We start from the raw sequence: 19476 nt of genomic DNA, 5'->3' as shown, positions 1-19476 counted from the left end.
GCGATCGTAGGCGCGCAGCCACGAGGCAAGTCAAGGCATTCCGTCATCTGGACGGGGAGCGGACCGCCGTTGACGACCACGCCCGTCGCTGCTGCACTGGGGTCGTGGATTCCTTGCGGCTGGTCATTCGTGGCCACATCGACTTCGGTCGGGTGTGGTCCTCTTCCTGTTCGGGCTGACCCGCCCGCCGGCCCCCGCGCGTCTCCCTCAACGCCGTCGGCGTGTCGGCTTCTCTCTTCCTGCCCGCATCCGGGCTTTTCTCCTCCTGCCCGCGTCCGGGCGTTCTTCTCCCTCGCCCGCTACGGGACGACCGGGAGACCATCACGTGGAAGGTACTGACGTGCCTGTTGAGTTCCTGGGGATCGGCGGCACCAACGACGGCTCGGAGACGAGCCCGCGCAGCGGCGCCGCGTTCGACAAGGAGTACACGCTGCGGCTGGCCCGCGCGCACGAGGAGCACGGCTGGGACCGGGTGCTGTTCGCGTACGGCTCCGGCTCGCCCGAGCCCGCGCAGGCCGCCGCGTACATCGCCACCAAGCTGGACAAGCTCCAAATCCTGCTGGCGCACCGGCCGAACGTCTCCTACCCGACGTTCGCCGCGAAGACGTTCGCCACGCTGGACCAGATCAGCGACGGCCGGCTGACCGTGCACTTCATCACCGGCGGCACCGACCACGAGCAGCAGCGGGAGGGCGACTACCTGACCAAGGACGAGCGGTACTCTCGGACGCGGGAGTACATCGGCATCGTCAAGAAGGCCTGGACCAGCAGGGAACCCTTCGACCACGAAGGCGAGCACTACAGGTTCGCCGACTTCGTCAGCGACGTCTTCCCGGTCCAGCAGCCCCGCCCCGGCGTCTCCTTCGGCGGCTCCTCGCCCGCCGCCTACCGGGCGGGTGGTGCGGAGGCGGACATCTTCTGCCTGTGGGGCGAACCGCTCGCCGACACGGCGGCACAGATCGAGTCCGTCAAACAAGCGGCGAAGGACGCCGGCCGCACCGACGTGCCGCGCATCCAGGTCGCGTTCCGCCCGATCCTCGGCGCGACCGAGGAACTGGCCTGGGAGAAGGCCTACCGCACGGTGGACGCCATCAAGGCCCGCACGGCGGGAGGGAAGGCGTTGACCCGCAGGCATTCCCTCACCAGCCCGGAGAACACCGGCTCGCAGCGGCTGCTGGAGATCGCCGGGCGCGGCGAGCGGTTCGACCGTGCACTGTGGACACCCACGGCGGTGGCGACCGGCGGCGCGGGCAACTCCAACGCACTGGTCGGCACGCCGGAGACCGTCGCACAGGCCCTGCTCGACTACTACGACCTGGGCGTGGACATCATCTCCGCGCGCGGCTACCACATGATCGACGACACCATCGACTTCGGCAGGCACGTCATCCCCATCGTCCGCGAGGAGGTCGCCAAGCGCGACCGCGAGCGGTCGGCGAAGCCGGTCGAGCCGAGGCGCGAGTCCATCGCGGTGGACGGATGAGCGTCCACACTCCGCACACCACCCGCCCGCACACCACCCGCCCGCACACCACCCGCCCGCACACCACCGACCCGCTGCCGTTCGAAAAGGACCTGACCTGGATGCGCGCGAAATGCCTGCTGATGCTGACCAGCCTGTTGGCGCTGGTGGTCGCCGGCTGCGGCGCGGCCGACGCGAACCCGCCCGCCGCCGGCGTGCAGCCCGACGTGGACGTGCTGTCCTCGCTGGCCAAGGACGAGGCGCTGGCCGCGCTGCTGCCCCAGGAGGTCCGCGACGCCGGGGTGGTGAAGTTCGGGTCGTCGGTGGGCAGCCAGCCGCCGTCGTCCTACTACGCCGAGGACAACAAGACCATCCTCGGCCAGGACGTCGACGTCGCCGAGGCGGTCGGCAGGCTGCTGGGCGTGCGGATCGAGCGCGAGGTGGCCGCGTTCGAGGTCATCCTCCCCGCGCTGGGCAGCGGCAAGTACCAGGTCGGCACCGGCAACTTCGGCGTCACCGAGGCGCGGAAGAAGACCATCGACTTCGTCACCTACATCAACGACGGCCAGGGTTTCGCCGTGCGGGCGGACGACAACCGGCTGCCGAAGGTGCAGAGCCTGCTTGAACTGTGCGGCCTGAAGGTCGGAACTGGCTCCGGCACCACGTTCGAGGCGACTCTGGAGAAGGAGAAGCACATCTGCCCGGACGCCGGGAAACCTCCTTACGAGGTGCTCAGCTTCTCCGAGAACGCGGCGGTTTTCCTGGGGCTCCAGCAACGTCACATCGACGTCGTGATGAGCACCATCAACGGTTTGCGCTACGCCGCCGCGAACCAGCCGAACGTGAATTTCCTCGGCGAGTTCAAGCGACTCGACGTCGGATTCGCGTTCCGGAAGGGTTCGCCGCTCGCGCCGGCATTCCAGGCGGCGGTGAACAAGCTCATCGCGGACGGCGTCTACCAGCGGATCCTGGACAAGTGGGGCACTCGGGACTCGGCCATCCCGGAGTCCCTGATCAGCCCGCCGGAGCGCACCTGAGCCGGGCGGACCGGGGCACTTCGCCGGCCCCGGTCCGCCCACCTCCCCGACGTGCCTACCAACTGGTAACGGATCATCTTGTGCCGATTCGGGAGCCGGCCAGTAAGCTCAGCGACGACCAGCGGATCACCGATACGCCCATTCGAGTGACATAGAACGCGAATGCGCACGTCGGACCATCGCGGTGGACTCGTCCGCGACAACCCGGCACCGGTCGGTCCTCGACGATTGGCCTTCCAGAGCTGAATGAAGATGGTCGGACAGGCAGGCGCCGCGTCGCACGGTGGACTCGGCGCATTCGAACTCGCCCGTGACGAGTTCGCGCGACGCTGGGCGGCGTTCGTCGGTCCGACCGTGCCCGTCGGACAGCACGAGCTGCGCGAGACGCTCGCCGAATTCACCGACGAGCTGCACGCGGCGATGGTGCGCGACCCGTACCCGGCAGGCGCCGTGCACCAGGTCGGGCGGTCGCTGGTCGAGCACGGCTTCGTCTCCGTCGCCACGCTGGAGAAGTCGCTGGTGTTCCTCGGCGAGCACCTGCCGGACCACTTCGAGCTGTCCGGTGACCGGTCCCACCGGCTGATGTCCCTGCTCGGCGGGATCGCCGCCGGCTACGGCGAGGCGCTGCGCGACCGCACCCTGGAACAGCAGGAGCTGGCGCAGGCCGCCGCCTTCCGGAGCATCCGGGACGCCGAGTCGGCGCTGCGGGCCAGCGAGGCGAAGTTCCGGGCCGTGTTCCGCACGTCCGCCGTCGCCATCGCGCTGACCGGGATGGCCAGTGAGCTGCTGGACTTCAACGACGCCCTGCTGAACATGCTCGGCTACTCGGCCGAGGAGCTGGCGAGCCTGAACGCTCAGGACATCGTGCACCCGGGCGACCAGCCGACGGTCGCGACGCTCCGCGAGGCGCTCCGGTCCGGCGCGCGTGAGCACGTGCGGGCCGAGCTGCGGCTGCTGTGCAAGGACGGCGACTACCTCGACGTGCTGATCGCGGTGGCGCTGGTGCGCGACGAGGCGGGCGAGCCCGCGTACCACGTGACCATGATCGAGAGCCTGGACGAGGTGCGGGCGCTCCAGTCGCAGCTGGTGCGGCAGAGCCTGAACGACGTGCACACCGGGCTGGCGAACCGGCCGCAGTTCCTGGGCTGGCTGGAGAGCACGGTCGGCACCAAGGGTCCGGCCTCGCTGGCGCTGGTGGCGTTCGACATCGACGGGTTCCGGGTGGTCAACGACGCGTTCGGGCACGACGTCGGCAACCGGCTGCTCACCGTGGTGGCCGGGCACCTGCGGACGGTGTTCGGCGGCGTCGGGCAGCTCGCCCGGATCGGGCCGGACGAGTTCGGCGTGCTGATCCGCGACCCGGCGGACATCCCGGCCGTGGTGGCGCTCGCCGAGGAGGCCGTCGACCTGCTCGCCGAACCGGTGTGGGTGGGCGACCACGGCATCGGGGTGACCGCCAGCGTCGGCATCGTCCTGCAACCCGCCAGGGGCGGGGACGCGGCGGAGCTGATGCGGTGCCTGGACGTGACGCTGCGGTGGGCCAAGGACGACGGCAAGGCGCAGTGGGCGCTGTACGACCGGTCACGGGACCAGCGCGACCGGGAGCGGCTGGTGCTGGCGGCGTCCATCGCGGGCGGCCTGGAGCAGGGTGAGTTCCGGGTCGACTACGAGCCGGTGTACGCGCTGGCGGGTCGGTCGCTGATCGCGGTGGAGGCCCGACTGGGCTGGGACCACCCCGAGCACGGCCTGCTGGACCCGCAGTCGCTGGCGTCGCTGTCCGCGTGCACCGGGATGGCGGTGCGGCTGGGCCGGTGGGCGATGGAGCAGGCCTGCCGGCAGGCCGGCGCGTGGTACGCCGAGTTCGGCCCGCGCGCGCCCGTGCTGACCATGGACCTGACCGCGCGGCAGTGCCAGGAGCCGGAGCTGGTCGCCGAGGTGCGGCGGATCCTGCGGGAGGCCGCGCTGCCGGCGTCGATGCTGCGGTTCGAACTCGCCGAGCAGCTGCCCGCGCTGATCAACGAGGACCAGGCGGAGGAGCTCGACATCCTGGCCGGGCACGGCGTGCGGTTCGTGCTGGACCAGGTGGGCGGCGGCAACATCCCGGTGGACAAGCTGCGCCGGATCCCCCTGCACGGCCTGACGTTCCAGGGCTTCCCGGTGCACGGGCTGGCGGAGGGCTCGAACCGGCTCGACGAGAGCGCCGCCGTCGCGTTGCTGGGGTGGGCGCGGACGTTGGGCCTCCCGCTGTACGCGGCGGGCGTCGGCACGGCGTACGAGGCGCGACGGCTCGCCGAGCTCGGCGTGACCGGCGCGCAGGGGCCGCTGTTCGGGGCGGGCCCGCTCACCGCGGACGAGGTGCGCCGGGTTCTGGGCAGGGCCTGAGCGCGCTGCGGTTCTCGGCAGGGTCTGTGTTCTTGGCAAGTCCTGTGCGGACGCTCAGCTCGTTCACAGCCGCGCGCGTGAAGCTCGGTGCATGACACAGGACTTCCCCGCAGTGAGCGGGTCTCCGCACGAGGTTCAGGAGCCGAAGCCGTTCTGGCGGCGGACCGGCACGGTGGTGACGTCGGCGGCGCTGATCGCCGCCGTCTTCGGTGGGGTCACGGGCGGGGTGGTCGGTGCCCTGAACGCGCCGGGGAGCACGGTCGGCGCGTCGAGCGCGCCCGTGGCGTCGCAGTCCTCTTCGTCGCAGTCCTCTTCGTCGCAGTCCTCTTCGTCGCAGTCGTCGTCCGCGCAGTCGTCATCCACTTCGGACGTGAGCGCGATCGCGGCGAAGGTGCTGCCCAGCGTCGTCCAGGTGAACGTCGCTTCGGCACAGGGTGAGGGCGTCGGTTCCGGGGTGGTCCTCTCGTCGGACGGCCGGATCCTGACCAACAACCACGTCGTCTCGGGCGCGCGGCAGGTGACCGTGACGCTGGACGACGGTCGCACGGTCGACGCCGAGGTGGTCGGCACGGACGTGTCGAGCGACCTGGCGGTGCTCCAGGCGAGCGGGATCGGCGGGCTGACCGCGGCCACGTTCGCGAACTCGGACGACGTGCGCATCGGCGACCAGGTGGTCGCGATCGGCTCGCCGGAAGGCCTGCAGGGCACCGTGACGTCCGGCATCGTCAGCGCGCTGGACCGGAAGGTGACCGTACCCGGCTCGACCCGTCGGTCGAACCCCGTCAGCTACCAGGCCATCCAGACCGACGCGTCGATCAACCCCGGCAACTCGGGTGGGCCGCTGATCAACGCGGCCGGGCAGGTCATCGGCATCAACTCGGCGATCTACTCGCCGGCTTCGGACAGCGGTCAGGCGGGCAGCGTGGGCATCGGCTTCGCGATCCCGTCCAACCAGGCCCGGCAGATCGCCGAGGGGCTCACCTGACGGGCAGTTCCCGCAGCGCTTCGCTGAACTGGGCGACGCACACGGCCGCGACCTCGCGGGACAGGGTCAGTTCGAACGACATCGGGTCACCGTCGAAGACCACGTACAGGTCGTGCTCGTCCATGTCGGTGCGGGTCTTGACGGTGGCCTCCTTGGCGACGGCCACCGATGCCATCACCGCGACGGCCGGGTAGTCGGTTTTCACGGGTTTCTCCTCCACTAGGCTGAACGCAGGTAGTGCTGCTTGGTGTAGCAAGGCTATGGGACCACGTGTAGCTTTCGCATTGCCCTGAACGAGTGGTATTCCAGTGGAGGCCGACGTGGGTGAAGCCGTGCAGACCATGCCGAGGCGACTGCTCGGCGGCGAGCTGAAGCGGCTGCGCCTGGCGGCGGGCAAGTCGTTGGACGAGTCCGGGGCGCTGATCGGCAAGGACCGGAGCCGACTGATCAAGGTCGAAGACGGCCGGTCCACCCTGAAGGCCAACGACTTGGAACAGCTGCTCACCTTCTACGGCGCGACCGCACGGGACCGCAAGAAGGTGCTCGCCATGGGGGTGGAGGCTCGGCAACGACAGCCCAAGCGTGCCTACGTCGATCTGCTACCCGGTGCCCACAGCCGCATCGCCGACCTCGAAGCAGACGCCACCACCATCTCCTACTACGACCGGGGAGTGGTCCCCGGCCTACTCCAGATCCCCGAGTACACCGAGGGTCTGGTGGCGGCTTGCGATGGCGTCTGGTGGCCGACGCCCTCTTACGAGGAGCGAGCGAGGCGGGTGGCCTTCCGCTTGGAACGGCAGAAGCTGCTGCCCGACAAGGAGTTCGAGTTCATCTTCACCGACGACGCGCTGACCACACCGGTTGCCGGCCGAGAGGTCATGCGCCGACAGGTCGAACACCTCCTCGGCCTCGTGCGACGACCCAACATCTCGCTTCGCCTGGTCGAGTCGAACGACCCATGGAACCCATGCCCTCAAGGCGCGTTGGTCCTCCTCGAGTTCGAGGGCGCGCGCAGGGTCGGTCTGCTGCCCGTGGCATACGGCCCATCGATGTACCTGGACGATCCGACGGACACCGACTCCATCGACCGGGGATTCCAGCGACTACGGAAAATCGCCCTCAGTGAGGAAGAATCACGTTCGCGACTCGAAGCGGCCCTGGAGGCGACGTGACCCTGCACGACACCGAATGGTTCAAGAGCAGCTACAGCACGGGCGGCAACGACAACTGCGTCGAAGTGCGGCTGACCACCACCGACGCCGGTATCCGGGACTCGAAGAACCCGCAAGGCGAAGCCCTGCGGGTTCCTCGCACCCGGTGGACCGACTTCCTGTCGTCCCTCAGCTAGCCCAGGTCGGGCGCAACGGCATCCGCGACGACGTCCCGTCCAGCTTCACGCCCAACACCTGGTGCAACTGGATGTTGTTGCGCTCGAACCCCAACCGCGAAGCGGCCAGGTACAGCTTCCACACCCGCGCCCGCCCCAGCCCGACCTCGGCCACGGCCTCGTCCCAGTGCTTGTCCAGGTTCGCGCACCAGGCCGCCAACGTCATGGCGTAGTGCTCCCGGATGTTCTCCTCGTGCCGCACCTCGAACCCGGTGTCGTGCATCAGCGACACGATGTGCCCCGGCCCGACCAGCTCGCCGTCGGGGAACACGTACCGGTTGATGAACCCGCCGGTCCGGGCGCGCTGGCGGTTGTCGGGGCGCGTGATGCAGTGGTTGAGCATCCGGCCGCCCGGCTTCAGCTTCCGGTACAGGAAGCGGAAGTACGCCGGCAGCTTGGCCTTGCCGATGTGCTCGGTCAGGCCGATGGAGCTGACCGCGTCGAAACCGGTCTCCCGCACGTCCCGGTAGTCCAGGTAGCGGACTTCCGCCAGCTCCGACAACCCGGCCTCGGCGATCGCCTTCTGCGCCCACTCCGCCTGGTTCCGCGACAGCGTGACACCCAGCGCCTTGACGCCGTACTCACGCGCCGCGTGCATCACCATGCCGCCCCAGCCGCAGCCCACGTCCAGCAGGCGCATACCGGACTTCAGCCCGAGCTTGCGCGCCACCAGGTCGTGCTTCTCGAACTGGGCTTCCTCCAACGTGGACGTCGCGGTCGGGTAGACGGCGCACGTGTAGGCCATGGACGGCCCCAGGATCCACTCGTAGAACGTGTTCGACACGTCGTAGTGGTGGGCGATGGCTTCCCGGTCGCGTGCCTTGGAGTGCCGCAGGCCGTGCAGTCTGCGCTCCTGCGGCGGGATCTCGATCCGGGAACTCAACCGCTGCCGCCCCAACGTGCGCAACAGCTCGATCCGTTCCGCCCACGGCACTTCGCGCAGCGACATCTCGGACAGGTGCGCCAGGGCGCCGTAGACGTCCCCGATAATCTCCAGGTGCCCGGTGACGTAGGCGCGGGCCAAGCCCAGCTCGCCGGGGGCGGATGCCAGGTACGACAGCGCTTGCGGTGACCGCACCTCGATGCGCACACCTGCGCCGGCCGGCCCCGCGTGGCTGCCGTCGTACGCGCTGAACTCCACCGACGAGTCGCTTCCGACCGCCCGTTGGAACACCTCGGCCAACCGCATGGACCCTCCATTCACCTACCGAGAACGACTACCCGGAATCGCCCTGCCACGGAACAACTGCCACGCTCGACCGGAACCGGAGCCGGTCGACCGCACCGGATCGACCGCCGCCGGATCGACTGCCACCGTTTCGACTGCCACCGGATCAACTGCCACCGGATCAACTGCGGAGAACACACTTGGCGTACAGGTCCGGCAGCCGGGAGTCGGCGTCGTAGCGCCGCTTCAGGTCCCGGTACGTCGGGCCGTTGTAGTTCGCCCAGAACTCCTCCTCCTCGTAGTACGAGTCGGAGTACAACGACTTGTGCCCGCCCAGCTCCGCCACCGTGCGCTCGATCAGCCTGTTGCGGCTGCCCATCTCCTCGCCGGGCGCCAGGTCCACGATGGACCAGAAGCCGACGTTGACGTACAGCTCCTCCGGGTCCATCGGGTACAGCGGCCACCCCTTCCGGTCGCGCAGCCGCAACGGGCACATCCACACCGGCTCGATGCCGATCTCGCGGTGGAAGAAGTCCATGAACTCGGCGAGCTTCGACACCGGGATCTCGACGTCCTGCATCACCGACTCCTGCACGGTCTTGCTGAGCTTGGCGGTGAAGCCCCGGCGCCGGTCCCACGCCACGATCTTGCGGTACACGTCCGAACGCAGGTAGCGCTTGGGCACCAGCCGGCGGACCAGCGGGCGCTGCACGCCGAACGCCCGCGAGCACCAGAACCAGTCGGTGTCCCACCGCCACAGGTAGTCCCGCACGGTCAGGTAGTCCGTGCGGCGGGCCTGGATGGACCGGTAGTAGATGTCGCGGCCGGTGTAGTCCGACACGTGCGGCGCGGTGTCCGACCAGTCGGCCAGGGTCAGGTACTGCTCGTGCGCCGAGAACACCGTGCCGTCGATGAAGTCCACCGGCTCGCCCTGGTACGACCGCTCCGCGCAGACCGCCGCGATGACCTCGGCGCACTCGGCGGCCGTCCCGAACGGCACGTGCCGCAACCGGACGAACGGCTTGACCGGCTCCAGCTCGATCTCCAGCCGCAGCGCGTAGCCCAGCGTCCCGTACGAGTTGGGGAAGCCGCGGAACAGGTCGTCGTCGGGGTGCACCACCACCACCTCGCCGTCGCCGGTCATCACCTCCAGTTCGCGCACCGACTCGTGCGGCAGTCCATTGCGGAACGAACTGGACTCGATGCCGAGCCCGGCCACCGCGCCGCCCACGGTGATCGTCTTGAGCTGCGGCACCACCAACGGCATCAGGCCGTGCGGCAGGGTGGCGTCCACCAAGCGCTCGTAGGTGGTCATGCCCTGCACCTCGGCCGTGCGGGCAGCCGGGTCCACGGACAGGACCCGGTCGAAGCGGGCCACGTCGAGCCCGCCGGGTTGGTCGGCGCGGAACCGGAACAGGTTCGACGTCGGCTTGGCGAGCCGGACGGGAGCACCCGTCGGGATCGCCGAGTATTGGCCGCGCAACGCGGCCACCGCCTGGCTGTGATCGCTCACGGGTCCGACGTTAGGCCGCCGATCGATGATCAGCACCCCCAAATTCCACCGGCCGCGAAGTTACCGTCCAGTAGTACCCTGGCCGGGAACGACCTCGTGCCTCCCACCGGCGGCCGGCCGCGGCCGGCGACGGGTTGCGGACCGGGGTTCGGCAGCCGTCGACGCGGCGATCACCGAACGGGGGCGACCGGAGCTGTGAGTTCGGTGCGGGTGCAGAGGTCCGGTCCGATCTGCACGGTGCTGCTGGACCGGCCCGCCGTGCGCAACGCGGTGGACGGGCCGACCGCGCACACGCTGACCGAGGTGTTCCGCGAGTTCGACGAGGACGAGTCGCTGTCGGTGGCCGTGCTGCACGGCGAGGGCGGCACGTTCTGCTCGGGCGCGGACCTCAAGGCGCTGGGCACGGACCGCGGCAACGACCCGCTGTCGCCGTCCGGTCCGATGGGGCCGACCCGGCTGCGGCTGTCCAAGCCGGTGATCGCGGCGGTGTCCGGGCACGCGGTGGCGGGCGGGCTGGAACTGGCGCTGTGGTGCGACCTGCGGGTGGCGGACGAGGACGCGGTGTTCGGCGTGTTCTGCCGGCGGTGGGGCGTGCCGCTGATCGACGGCGGGACCGTGCGGCTGCCCCGGCTGATCGGGCAGTCCCGGGCGATGGACCTGATCCTGACCGGGCGTCCGGTGCTCGCGGACGAGGCGCTGGCGATCGGGTTGGCCAACCGGGTGGTGCCGGCCGGGACGGCGCGGGCGGCGGCCGAGGGGTTGGCGCGGGAGATCGCGGCGTTCCCGCAGACGTGCCTGCGCGAGGACCGGCTGTCGGTGCTGGAGCAGGACGGGCTGTCCGAGCGGGACGCCCTGGCCAACGAACGCGACCGCGGCGTGGTGTCGCTGCGCGAAGTCGAAACCGGCCTGTCCCGTTTTCTGGCGGGCGACGGACGTCACGGAAAATTTCGCTGACGGTAATTGACTCGGCTTACCGAGGCAATTACCCATAAGCCGGTGCGAAGGCGACGGACCTCGCGCGCGTCACTGCGCACGAGGTCCGCCCGGCAAATCAATCGTCAATCACGTCCGACGCGGATTCAGAACGCCACGTGGAGGTGGAACGACCGGTCCGCCAGCGCGCCGGCGGAGTCGTAGGTCTGGATGAACAGACCGTTGGTGGTGCCGACCCGGCCGACGACGGTCACCTCGCCCGAGGGCGAGGCGCCGACGCTGCCGGGGATGCCGATCGACGCGGTGTACGCGCCGCCGGTGATGTCACTGGCGCCGAAGAACACCTCGTACGTGCCGACGCCGACCCTCGCCGCACCGGATGCGCCGAAGTTCTGGCCGGTCAGCGTGCCGTTGTCGACCACGGCGAACACCAGTTGCGGAGTGAGCTGGGCGGTCGGTGCGCCGGCCAGCTTGGCCTGCTCCTGCGCCGCCGGGCTCAGCGGCGGCTGCTCGATGGTGGGGCTGCCCTGCGGAGCGACGGGGCCGGCGGACGCCATCTGGGCGGCGCCGAACACGAGCAGTGCGATCGCGGCCAAAGCCGCGAGCACCCGGTTTCTGACAGTGGACGGTTGAGACATCTAGACGATCCTCCCCGAATCGAAAATCCCGGCTCGCGCCGGTACAACCAGCCTCCCTGATCGATCCCGTTTCACACACGAATGCATTCGGATGCAGGTTTCAACAGTTTATTGGCGCAACTGTCCTAAACCCCCCGAAGCAATCCCGCGATCTGCGGCCACAACCCCTCCAAAAGAACAGGTTCGTTGTCCAGCTTGGCGAACAGCACCATGCCCTCGACTTGGGCGAGCACGGCGCGGGCGTAGGCACGGGTGGCGCGCTCGGCCGGCAGGTCCCCCGCGCGGTGCGCGTCGAGCAGCACCTCGTGCACCAGGTCGACCTGCTCGTCGAAGATCCCCTTGAGGCACCCGCGGACGACCTCGTCCTGGTTGCCGAGCTCCAGCGCGAGGTTGCCGAACAGGCACCCGTGCACCGATCCCGCCTCGCGCTTGCTGCGGTGCTGCGCCTCGGCCTGGGACCGGCACAACCGCTCCAGCCGGCGCAACGGGTCCTCGGCCGTGCCCAGGATCGCGCGCCAGGCCGCGCCCTCGACGGCCCACGCCGCGCGCAGCGCCTCCACGGTCAGGGCCTGCTTGGACTCGAAGAAGTAGTAGAAGCTGCCCTTGCGCACCCCGGCGCGCTCGCAGATCTCGGCGACGCCGATCGCCCCATACCCCCGGCCGCGCATCAACTCGCACGCCGCGCCGATCAGCTTCTCCCGCGACTCGCTGGTCCGTCCCATGGGCCTGGAAGGTAGACGACCGGTCAACTATTGCGTAATAGTTGACCGGTCGTCTACCTTCCGGTCATGGCCCCACCGATCACCGCCAACGTGCCGACCACCGCGAACCCACCAATCACGGCGACCGTGCCGACCACCGCGACCGCACCGGTCACGGCGACCGTGCCGTTGATCGCGACCGTGCCGTTGAATGCGACCGTGCCGGACGACGCGCGCCGGGACGCCGTCGCGTGAGGCTCACCGGCCTGCTCGGCATCGAGCACCCGATCATCCAGGGCCCGTTCGGCGGCGGCCTGTCGTCGGTGGCCCTGGCCTCCGCCGTGTCGAACGCGGGCGGCCTCGGTTCGTTCGGCGCCCACGTCCTGCACCCCACCGCCATCACCGGACTGGTGCGCGACCTGCGCGCCGCGACCACTCGCCCGTTCGCGGTCAACCTCTGGGTACCTCATGCCGGCGAGGGCGACCCGATCGACCCGACCCCGCACATCGCCCGGCTGGCACCGCTCTACCGACGCCTGGGCGTGGAACCGCCCGCGCTGCCGGTCGCCCCGGACTTCACCGAGCAGGTCGACGCCCTGCTCGCCGCCGCGCCGCCGGTGATCAGCTTCGTGATGGGCGTCCCTCCGCGGTGGGTGCTGGACTCCGCCCACGACAAGGGGATCACGGTCATCGGCACGGCGACCACGGTGGACGAGGCGATCGCCCTCGAACGGGCCGGAGTGGACGCCGTGGTGGCGTCGGGCAGCGACGCGGGCGGACACCGGGGCGCATTCCTGCGGCCCGTGGAGCAGTCCCTGGTGGGCACGTTCTCCCTGGTACCGCAGGTGGTCGACGCCGTGGGCAGCCCCGTCGTGGCGGCAGGCGGCATCGCGGACCGCAGGGGTGTGCGCGCCGCCCTCGCCCTCGGTGCGGACGGCGTGCAGATCGGCACCGGGTTCCTGGCCACCCGCGAGTCCAACGCCGGCGACGTCCACAAGGCCATGCTGCACAGCGACGCCGCCAAGGTCACCGTGCTCACCCGGCTGTTCTCCGGCCGCACCGCACGGGGGATCCACAACGGACTCGTCCGTGAACTCGCCGCGCACGAGGACGAAGTGCCGCCGTACCCGGTCCAGAGCGGGTTGATGCAGCCACTGCGCCGAGCGGCGGCCGAGCGGGGCCTCGCCGACTACGTCAGCCTCTGGGCGGGCCAGGCGGCCCCGCTCACCGCATCGCGTTCCGCGAAGGACTACTTCAAGGAACTGGTGGGGACGTGAAGATCGACTGTGACTGCGCGCGGCACCGGACGGACCCGGGCCGCGCGCGTCGCACCGGTCCGCCGGTTCCCACCGCCGGTCGGATCGTTCGGGCGGGTCAGCCGAGGCCCAGCTCCCGGGCGATCAGCATCTTCTGCACCTCGCTGGTGCCTTCGCCGATCTCCAGGATCTTGGCGTCGCGGTAGAACCGGCCGACCGGGTACTCGTTCATGAAGCCGTAGCCGCCGAAGATCTGGGTGGCTTCGCGGGCGTTGTCCATGGCGGCCTCGGAGGACACCAGCTTGGCGATGGCCGCCTCGCGCTTGAACGGTTCGCCGCGCAGCATCTTGGCCGCCGCCTGGTAGTACGCCAGGCGCGCGGTGTGGGTGCGGGCCTCCATCTCGGCGATCTTGAACTGGATCGCCTGGTACTCGCCGATCTTCCGGCCGAAGGCCTCGCGTTCGCGGACGTACTTCAGGCACTCGTCGACGCAGCCCTGGGCCAGGCCGACGCCGAGCGCGGCGATGGCGACCCGGCCCTCGTCCAGCGTCTGGAGGAACTGCGCGTAGCCGCGTCCGCGCTCGCCGAGCAGGTTGGCGGCGGGCACCCGGCAGTCCTGGAAGGACAGCTCGCGGGTGTCCGAGGCGTTCCAGCCGACCTTGGAGTACTTGCGCGACACCGAGAAACCGGGGGTGCCGGCGGGCACGATGATCGCGGAGATCTCGGCGCGGCCGTTCTCCTTGCGGCCGGTCACCGCCGCGACCGTGACCAGGCCGGTGATGTCGGTGCCGGAGTTGGTGATGAACGCCTTGGTGCCGTTGAGGACCCACTCGTCGCCGTCCAGCACGGCGGTGGTGCGCAGGGCGCCCGCGTCCGAGCCGCCGCCGGGCTCGGTCAGCCCGAACGCGCCGAGCTTCGTCGCGTCGCAGAGGGAAGGCAGCCACTCGGCCTTCTGCTCGGCGGTGCCGAACCGGTGGACCGGCATGGCGCCGAGGGACACGCCCGCTTCCAGCGTGATGGCCACGGACGAGTCGACGCGCGCCAACTCCTCCAGCGCCAGGCACAGCGCGAAGTAGTCGCCGCCCATGCCGCCGAACTCCTCCGGGAACGGCAGGCCGAACAGTCCCATCCGGCCCATCTTGGCGACGATCTCGTACGGGAACTCCTCCCGTTCGTAGAACTCGCCGATGACCGGTGCGACCTCCTCGCGCGCGAACTCCTGGACGGTCTTGCGCAAGGCCTCGTATTCCTCGTCAAGGCGGAAGTCCAACATCGCTCACTCCTGGTGGGGCACGACGACGGCTAGGGGCTGGTCCAGCGCGACCTGTTGGCCGGCTTGGACGTTCACTTCGGCGAGCACGCCGTCGGTGGGCGCGGTGACGGTGTGCTCCATCTTCATGGCTTCGACCACGAACAGCGCCTGGCCTGCCGTGACGTGGTCGCCCTGCGCCGCGCGCACCACGAGCACGGTGCCGGGCATCGGGCTGGTGACGGGGCCCGCGCTGCCCTCGGACCGGTGCGCGGACAGCTCGGACTGCCCGGTCTCGGTCAGCGCCCACGTCCGGCCGCCCGCGCCGAGCCACAGCACGTTGCCGGAACGGGCCATCGCGTACCGGCGGGTGCCGACCACCAGGTCCCCGTCGACCACCTCGGCGGTGAGCCTGAACGGTTCCCCCTGGCCGACGACGACTTCCTCGCCGCGCACGCGGACGTCCACGTCGTCGACGCGCCACGTCGTCCAGGCGTGCTCGCCGATCCGCCAGCCGCCGGGCCGCTCCCACGGGTCTTCCCCGCGCAGCGACGCCTGCCGCTCCAGCGCGGCGGCGGCGTACACCTCGTCCGGAACCTCGTCGCGCACCAACGAGTCCAGCTTGCGTTCGACCAGACCGGTGTCCAGGTTGCCGGCCCGGACGTCGTCGTCGTGCAACAACGCCCGCAGGAACGGGATGTTCGTCGTCACGCCGAGCACGACCATCCGGCCGAGCGCGGCGTCGAGCCGGCGCAGGGCCTCCGCCCGGGTGTCGCCCCGCGCGATCACCTTCGCCAGCATCGGGTCGTAGTCGCTGCCGACGACGAGGCCGACCTGCAACGCCGAGTCGACGCGGACGTCCTCCGGCTCGTGCAGCCTGAGCACCGTGCCACCGGTGGGCAGGAACCCGCGTGCCGGGTCCTCGGCGTAGACCCGTGCCTCCACGGCGTGCTTCGCCGGCTCCACGTCGTCCAGCAGGAGGTGCTCGCCGGAGGCCACCCGGAGCTGCCACTCCACCAGGTCGACGCCGGTCGCCAGCTCGGTCACCGGGTGCTCGACCTGGAGGCGGGTGTTCATCTCCATGAAGAAGTAGTCGCCGGTCGACCCGTCGACGATGAACTCGACGGTGCCCGCGCCGACGTAGCCGACCGACTTCGCGGCGTCCACGGCGGCCCGGCCCATGGCCGCGCGGACCTCCGGGGTCAGCAACGGCGAAGGCGCCTCCTCGATGATCTTCTGGTGCCGCCGCTGGAGGCTGCACTCCCGCTCGCCGAGGTGCACCACCTTGCCGTGCGCGTCGGCCAGCACCTGGATCTCGATGTGCCTCGGGTTGGTGATGAACCGCTCGATGAGCAGCGTGTCGTCACCGAACGAGCCCCTGGCCTCCCGGCGGGCCGATTCGATCGCGTCGCGCAACGCGCCGGCCTCGTGCACCAGGCGCATCCCCTTGCCGCCACCACCGGCGGACGGCTTGAGCAGCACCGGGAACCCGATCTCGCCGGCCGCGTCGACGAGGTCGTCGTCGGTCATCCCGGCTTCGGTCCGGCCCGGCACGACGGGGACGCCGGCCGCGCGGACGGTGAGCTTGGCGCGGATCTTGTCGCCCATGGCGTCGATCGCGTCGGCGGGCGGGCCGATGAACACCAGCCCGGCCTTCTCGCACGCCCGCGCGAAGTCGGTGTTCTCGGCCAGGAAGCCGTAGCCGGGGTGGACCGCCTGGGCGCCGGTCTCCCTCGCCGCGTCGATGATCCGCTCCGCCGACAGGTAGCTCTCCCGTGCGGCGGCCGGACCGATCCGGACGGCGACGTCGGCCAGCCGCACGTGCAGCGCGTCGGCGTCGGCGTCGCTGTACACGGCGACGGACCTGATGCCGAAGCGCCGCAGGGCGCGGATCACGCGGACCGCGATCTCGCCGCGGTTGGCCACCAGAACGCTGTCGAACATCCCCATCACATCCGGAAAACGCCGTAGCCGACACCCCGGCCGGAGGCCGGGCCGGTACCGCCGTCGAGCGGCGCGTTGGCCGCCGTGGACAGCGCGAGCCCGAGCACCGTGCGGGTGTCCTTCGGGTCGATCACGCCGTCGTCCCACAGCCGCGCCGTCGAGTAGTAGGGGTTGCCCTGGTCCTCGTACTGCCGGCGGATCGGCGCCTTGAACGCCTCCTCGTCCTCCGCCGACCACGAGTCGCCGAGCTGGTCCCGCCGCACGGTCGCGAGCACCGACGCGGCCTGCTCCCCGCCCATCACGGAGATCCGCGCGTTCGGCCACATCCACAGGAAGCGCGGCGAGTACGCCCGGCCGCACATCGAGTAGTTGCCCGCGCCGAACGAACCGCCGATCACGACGGTGAACTTCGGCACCCGCGCGCACGCCACGGCCATGACCATCTTCGCGCCGTGCTTGGCGATGCCGCCCGCCTCGTACTCCCGGCCGACCATGAACCCGCTGATGTTCTGGAGGAACACCAGCGGCACCGACCGCTGGTCGCACAGCTGGATGAAGTGCGCGCCCTTCAGCGCCGACTCGCCGAACAGGATGCCGTTGTTGGCGACGATCCCCACCGGGTGGCCGTGGATCCGGGCGAACCCGGTGACCAGGGTCGTGCCGTACTCCTCCTTGAACTCCTGGAACCGGCTGCCGTCCACGACCCGCGCGATCACCTCGCGCACGTCGTAGGGCGTGCGGCTGTCCGTCGGCACGACGCCGTACAGCTCGTCCGGGTTCACGGCCGGCTCGACGCTCGGCTCGACCCGCCACGGCCGTTCGGCGCGCGGGCCCAGGGTGCTGACGATGGAGCGGACGATCCGCAGCGCGTGCGCGTCGTCGTTCGCGAGGTGGTCGGTCACGCCGGAGGTGCGCGAGTGCAGCTCGCCGCCGCCCAGCTCCTCGGCCGTCACGACCTCGCCGGTGGCGGCCTTCACCAGGGGCGGACCGCCGAGGAAGATCGTGCCCTGGCCGCGCACGATCACCGCCTCGTCGCTCATCGCCGGGACGTACGCGCCGCCCGCCGTGCAGGAGCCGAGGACGGCGGCGATCTGCGGGATGCCCTCGCGGGACATGGTGGCCTGGTTGAAGAAGATCCGGCCGAAGTGCTCGCGGTCCGGGAACACCTCGTCCTGGCGGGGCAGGAACGCGCCGCCGGAGTCCACCAGGTAGAGGCACGGCAGGCGGTTCTGCAGCGCCACCTCCTGCGCGCGCAGGTGCTTCTTCACCGTCATCGGGTAGTAGGTGCCGCCCTTGACGGTGGCGTCGTTCGCGACGATCACGCACTCACGCCCGGAGACCCGGCCGACACCCGTGATGACGCCCGCCGCCGGGGCCTCGCCGCCGTAGAGGCCGTCCGCGGCCAGCGGGGACAGCTCCAGGAACGGCGAGCCGGGGTCGAGCAGCGTGTCCACCCGGTCGCGGGGCAGCAGCTTGCCGCGTTCCACGTGCCGGGCGCGGGACTTCTCCGGACCGCCCTTCGCGGCCTCGGCGAGCTTGGCGCGCAGGTCGTGGACGAGAGCGGTGTGCTCGTCGGTGTACCGCCGGAAGGCGTCCCCCGACTTGTCGGCGGCGCTGCGCAGGACGGGCGCGTCCATGGGCTCCTCGCGGTTAGCAGTCGTTAACCTGAGGAGATGTTAGCGCTTGTTAACCCACCCGTCCACCGCTTGGCGAGAAGGGAGGGGGTCGCCGCGGCGACCCCCTCCCCGGGGGTGTGCGCGCCCGCCGGCGCGTATCAGGCGGACGTCCGGTGCCGACCGGTCACGGTGCTTCGCCGCGACCGGCCCTCAGGGCTGTCAGCCGGTGACGGCGGTGAGCTGCGGAAGGTAGCCGAGCCGCTGGCCGTTCCGGTTCGGGTGGTAGGACTCCTCCACCGGGAAGGACAGGCTGTTCAGCCACCAGTCCGACGAGCAGATCTCGTGCCCGGTGAACGCTCCGCGCAGGTCGCGGTAGGCGAACGACTTCGCCGCGGCACGCCCGGAGATGACGGTGTGCAGGGTGTCGGCGGCGGAGTTGATCGCCGCCCGCTTGGTGTCGCTCATGCCCACCGAGCAGGAGCCCGGCACCTTGTACAGGCGCGGGTAGCCCAGCACCACGACCTGCGCGGACGGGGCGCGGTTGCGGATCTGCGCGTAGACGTTGTCCAGCAGGCCGGGCAGCGTGCCGGTGGCGTAGGCCTTGGCCTGGTTCACCCGGTTGACGCAGGTCTGGTCCGAGCCGAAGGTGCAGGTGGTGATGACGTCGGTGAAGCCGGCGTCGTTCCCACCGATCGAGATGCTGGCCAGGGTGGTGGTCACGCTCAGGGCGCTGAGCTGGTTGTTGACGACGTCGCCGGTCTTCGCGCCCGAGCAGGCGACGAACTTGAAGCTCGCCGGGGCGTGGGACGCGGCCCAGAGCGCCGGGTAGGCGTACTGGCTGCGCTTGCAGGAGCCGCTGTCGCTGTAATAGGAGCCGGTACCCGTGCCCGAGGAGTAGGAGTCGCCGAGCGCGACGTAGTTCGCGCCGGCTTCGGCCTCGGCCGGTACCACGGAGAGCAGTGCCGCGGCTGCGGCGAGCGCGGCGCTGAGCAGGAGACGGACAGGGCGCATCGGGGAGCCTCCCGGAGGGAAACGCGCAGGGTTGTGATGCGGAGCACAACAAGAGCTACCAGTTGGTAGGCCTATATAAAAAGACCGAGTCAACAGTTAAGAGCTGGTCTCACGTGGTGGTTTTGGTGAGCTGTTTGAAGCAGATGAGGGTGGCGGCGAGGGTGGCGAAGGCGCAGTAGTTGTCGGCGTGGCGT

At 70.3% G+C, this 19476-nt stretch carries 19 protein-coding genes; 9 read left to right on the top strand and 10 right to left on the bottom strand.

The annotated features are described in order from the left end of the window. Window positions 1-340 precede the first annotated feature (340 nt). From FHS29_RS33870 to FHS29_RS33860, 3 genes are all read left to right on the top strand, one after another. Complete coding sequence (locus FHS29_RS33870; RefSeq protein ID WP_184698366.1) at window positions 341-1483, top strand: LLM class flavin-dependent oxidoreductase; 1143 nt, start codon at window positions 341-343, stop codon at window positions 1481-1483. After that, entirely contained in the window at window positions 1480-2499 is a 1020-nt protein-coding gene (locus tag FHS29_RS33865) for an ABC transporter substrate-binding protein (RefSeq protein ID WP_246441144.1), read from the top strand. The genes FHS29_RS33870 and FHS29_RS33865 overlap by 4 nt, the downstream gene beginning before the upstream one ends. A 252-nt stretch (window positions 2500-2751) precedes the next feature. Then, window positions 2752-4881, top strand: a complete 2130-nt coding sequence (locus tag FHS29_RS33860; protein ID WP_184698364.1) for a putative bifunctional diguanylate cyclase/phosphodiesterase — start codon at window positions 2752-2754, stop codon at window positions 4879-4881. A 135-nt stretch (window positions 4882-5016) separates the two neighbouring features. Here FHS29_RS33860 and FHS29_RS38375 read toward each other — a convergent pair whose 3' ends face one another. Beyond that, window positions 5017-5244, bottom strand: coding sequence for a hypothetical protein (locus FHS29_RS38375; RefSeq protein ID WP_312865220.1), 228 nt, complete (start codon window positions 5242-5244; stop codon window positions 5017-5019). A 7-nt stretch (window positions 5245-5251) separates the two neighbouring features. Between FHS29_RS38375 and FHS29_RS33855 the strand changes: the two genes are divergently transcribed. Further along, entirely contained in the window at window positions 5252-5866 is a 615-nt protein-coding gene (locus tag FHS29_RS33855) for a S1C family serine protease (protein ID WP_312865219.1), read from the top strand. Here FHS29_RS33855 and FHS29_RS33850 read toward each other — a convergent pair. After that, window positions 5859-6071, bottom strand: a complete 213-nt coding sequence (locus FHS29_RS33850) for a hypothetical protein (RefSeq protein WP_184698360.1) — start codon at window positions 6069-6071, stop codon at window positions 5859-5861. The genes FHS29_RS33855 and FHS29_RS33850 overlap by 8 nt on opposite strands. A gap of 115 nt (window positions 6072-6186) precedes the next feature. Here FHS29_RS33850 and FHS29_RS33845 point away from each other — a divergent pair, with 115 nt between their 5' ends. Beyond that, entirely contained in the window at window positions 6187-7038 is an 852-nt protein-coding gene (locus FHS29_RS33845; RefSeq protein ID WP_184698358.1) for a helix-turn-helix domain-containing protein, read from the top strand. Beyond that, window positions 7035-7214, top strand: a complete 180-nt coding sequence (locus tag FHS29_RS33840) for a DUF397 domain-containing protein (RefSeq protein WP_376774503.1) — start codon at window positions 7035-7037, stop codon at window positions 7212-7214. The genes FHS29_RS33845 and FHS29_RS33840 overlap by 4 nt, the downstream gene beginning before the upstream one ends. Here the strand turns inward: FHS29_RS33840 and FHS29_RS33835 are convergent. Together FHS29_RS33835 and FHS29_RS33830 are read right to left on the bottom strand one after the other, a co-directional pair. Next, on the bottom strand, window positions 7207-8442 hold the full coding sequence (locus tag FHS29_RS33835) for a class I SAM-dependent methyltransferase (RefSeq protein WP_184698356.1): 1236 nt from the start codon (window positions 8440-8442) through the stop codon (window positions 7207-7209). The genes FHS29_RS33840 and FHS29_RS33835 overlap by 8 nt on opposite strands. A gap of 160 nt (window positions 8443-8602) precedes the next feature. Beyond that, window positions 8603-9934, bottom strand: a complete 1332-nt coding sequence (locus FHS29_RS33830) for an FAD-binding oxidoreductase (RefSeq protein ID WP_312865218.1) — start codon at window positions 9932-9934, stop codon at window positions 8603-8605. 195 nt (window positions 9935-10129) lie between these two features. Here FHS29_RS33830 and FHS29_RS33825 point away from each other — a divergent pair, with 195 nt between their 5' ends. Further along, window positions 10130-10888, top strand: coding sequence for a crotonase/enoyl-CoA hydratase family protein (locus tag FHS29_RS33825; protein ID WP_184698354.1), 759 nt, complete (start codon window positions 10130-10132; stop codon window positions 10886-10888). Between the two features lie 125 nt (window positions 10889-11013). Here FHS29_RS33825 and FHS29_RS33820 read toward each other — a convergent pair whose 3' ends face one another. Both FHS29_RS33820 and FHS29_RS33815 read right to left on the bottom strand, forming a co-directional pair. Next, window positions 11014-11475: a hypothetical protein gene (locus tag FHS29_RS33820; protein WP_184698352.1), complete on the bottom strand. Its 462-nt coding sequence runs from the start codon at window positions 11473-11475 to the stop codon at window positions 11014-11016. Between the two features lie 155 nt (window positions 11476-11630). Then, a complete protein-coding gene (locus FHS29_RS33815; protein WP_184698350.1) occupies window positions 11631-12227 on the bottom strand; it encodes a TetR/AcrR family transcriptional regulator in 597 nt (198 codons plus the stop codon). Window positions 12228-12293: 66 nt separating this feature from the next. On the opposite strand from FHS29_RS33815, the gene FHS29_RS33810 reads away from it, so the two are divergent. Continuing rightward, on the top strand, window positions 12294-12461 hold the full coding sequence (locus FHS29_RS33810; protein WP_184698348.1) for a hypothetical protein: 168 nt from the start codon (window positions 12294-12296) through the stop codon (window positions 12459-12461). Then, window positions 12458-13483: an NAD(P)H-dependent flavin oxidoreductase gene (locus FHS29_RS33805; protein ID WP_184698346.1), complete on the top strand. Its 1026-nt coding sequence runs from the start codon at window positions 12458-12460 to the stop codon at window positions 13481-13483. Before FHS29_RS33810 ends, FHS29_RS33805 begins: the two co-directional genes overlap by 4 nt. A gap of 97 nt (window positions 13484-13580) precedes the next feature. Here the strand turns inward: FHS29_RS33805 and FHS29_RS33800 are convergent, their stop codons facing one another. The 4 genes from FHS29_RS33800 to FHS29_RS33785 form a co-directional block, all read right to left on the bottom strand. Beyond that, a complete protein-coding gene (locus FHS29_RS33800) occupies window positions 13581-14735 on the bottom strand; it encodes an acyl-CoA dehydrogenase family protein (RefSeq protein ID WP_184698344.1) in 1155 nt (384 codons plus the stop codon). Window positions 14736-14738: 3 nt separating this feature from the next. Further along, complete coding sequence (locus FHS29_RS33795; RefSeq protein WP_184698342.1) at window positions 14739-16655, bottom strand: acetyl/propionyl/methylcrotonyl-CoA carboxylase subunit alpha; 1917 nt, start codon at window positions 16653-16655, stop codon at window positions 14739-14741. A gap of 5 nt (window positions 16656-16660) precedes the next feature. Next, window positions 16661-18292 carry a carboxyl transferase domain-containing protein gene (locus FHS29_RS33790; protein ID WP_184698340.1) on the bottom strand — a complete coding sequence of 544 codons (1632 nt, stop codon included), beginning with the start codon at window positions 18290-18292 and terminating at the stop codon, window positions 16661-16663. A 198-nt stretch (window positions 18293-18490) separates the two neighbouring features. Further along, window positions 18491-19282, bottom strand: coding sequence for an SGNH/GDSL hydrolase family protein (locus tag FHS29_RS33785; RefSeq protein ID WP_184698338.1), 792 nt, complete (start codon window positions 19280-19282; stop codon window positions 18491-18493). Window positions 19283-19476: the final 194 nt, after the last annotated feature.

Origin of the sequence: Saccharothrix tamanrassetensis, from assembly GCF_014203665.1 — a bacterium.
Lineage (GTDB): Bacteria > Actinomycetota > Actinomycetes > Mycobacteriales > Pseudonocardiaceae > Actinosynnema > Actinosynnema tamanrassetense.
This window is presented reverse-complemented; position numbering and strand designations above follow the sequence as displayed.

Excerpts from the sequence above, each read along its gene's own strand:
- FHS29_RS33835 (WP_184698356.1), bottom strand. The coding sequence starts at position 8,442 with ATGCGGTTGGCCGAGGTGTTCCAACGGGCGGTCGGAAGCGACTCGTCG.
- FHS29_RS33785 (WP_184698338.1), bottom strand. The coding sequence starts at position 19,282 with ATGCGCCCTGTCCGTCTCCTGCTCAGCGCCGCGCTCGCCGCAGCCGCG.
- FHS29_RS33795 (WP_184698342.1), bottom strand. The coding sequence starts at position 16,655 with ATGTTCGACAGCGTTCTGGTGGCCAACCGCGGCGAGATCGCGGTCCGC.
- FHS29_RS33810 (WP_184698348.1), top strand. The coding sequence starts at position 12,294 with ATGGCCCCACCGATCACCGCCAACGTGCCGACCACCGCGAACCCACCA.
- FHS29_RS33800 (WP_184698344.1), bottom strand. The coding sequence starts at position 14,735 with ATGTTGGACTTCCGCCTTGACGAGGAATACGAGGCCTTGCGCAAGACC.
- FHS29_RS33865 (WP_246441144.1), top strand. The coding sequence starts at position 1,480 with ATGAGCGTCCACACTCCGCACACCACCCGCCCGCACACCACCCGCCCG.
- FHS29_RS33815 (WP_184698350.1), bottom strand. The coding sequence starts at position 12,227 with ATGGGACGGACCAGCGAGTCGCGGGAGAAGCTGATCGGCGCGGCGTGC.
- FHS29_RS33790 (WP_184698340.1), bottom strand. The coding sequence starts at position 18,292 with ATGGACGCGCCCGTCCTGCGCAGCGCCGCCGACAAGTCGGGGGACGCC.
- FHS29_RS33860 (WP_184698364.1), top strand. The coding sequence starts at position 2,752 with ATGGTCGGACAGGCAGGCGCCGCGTCGCACGGTGGACTCGGCGCATTC.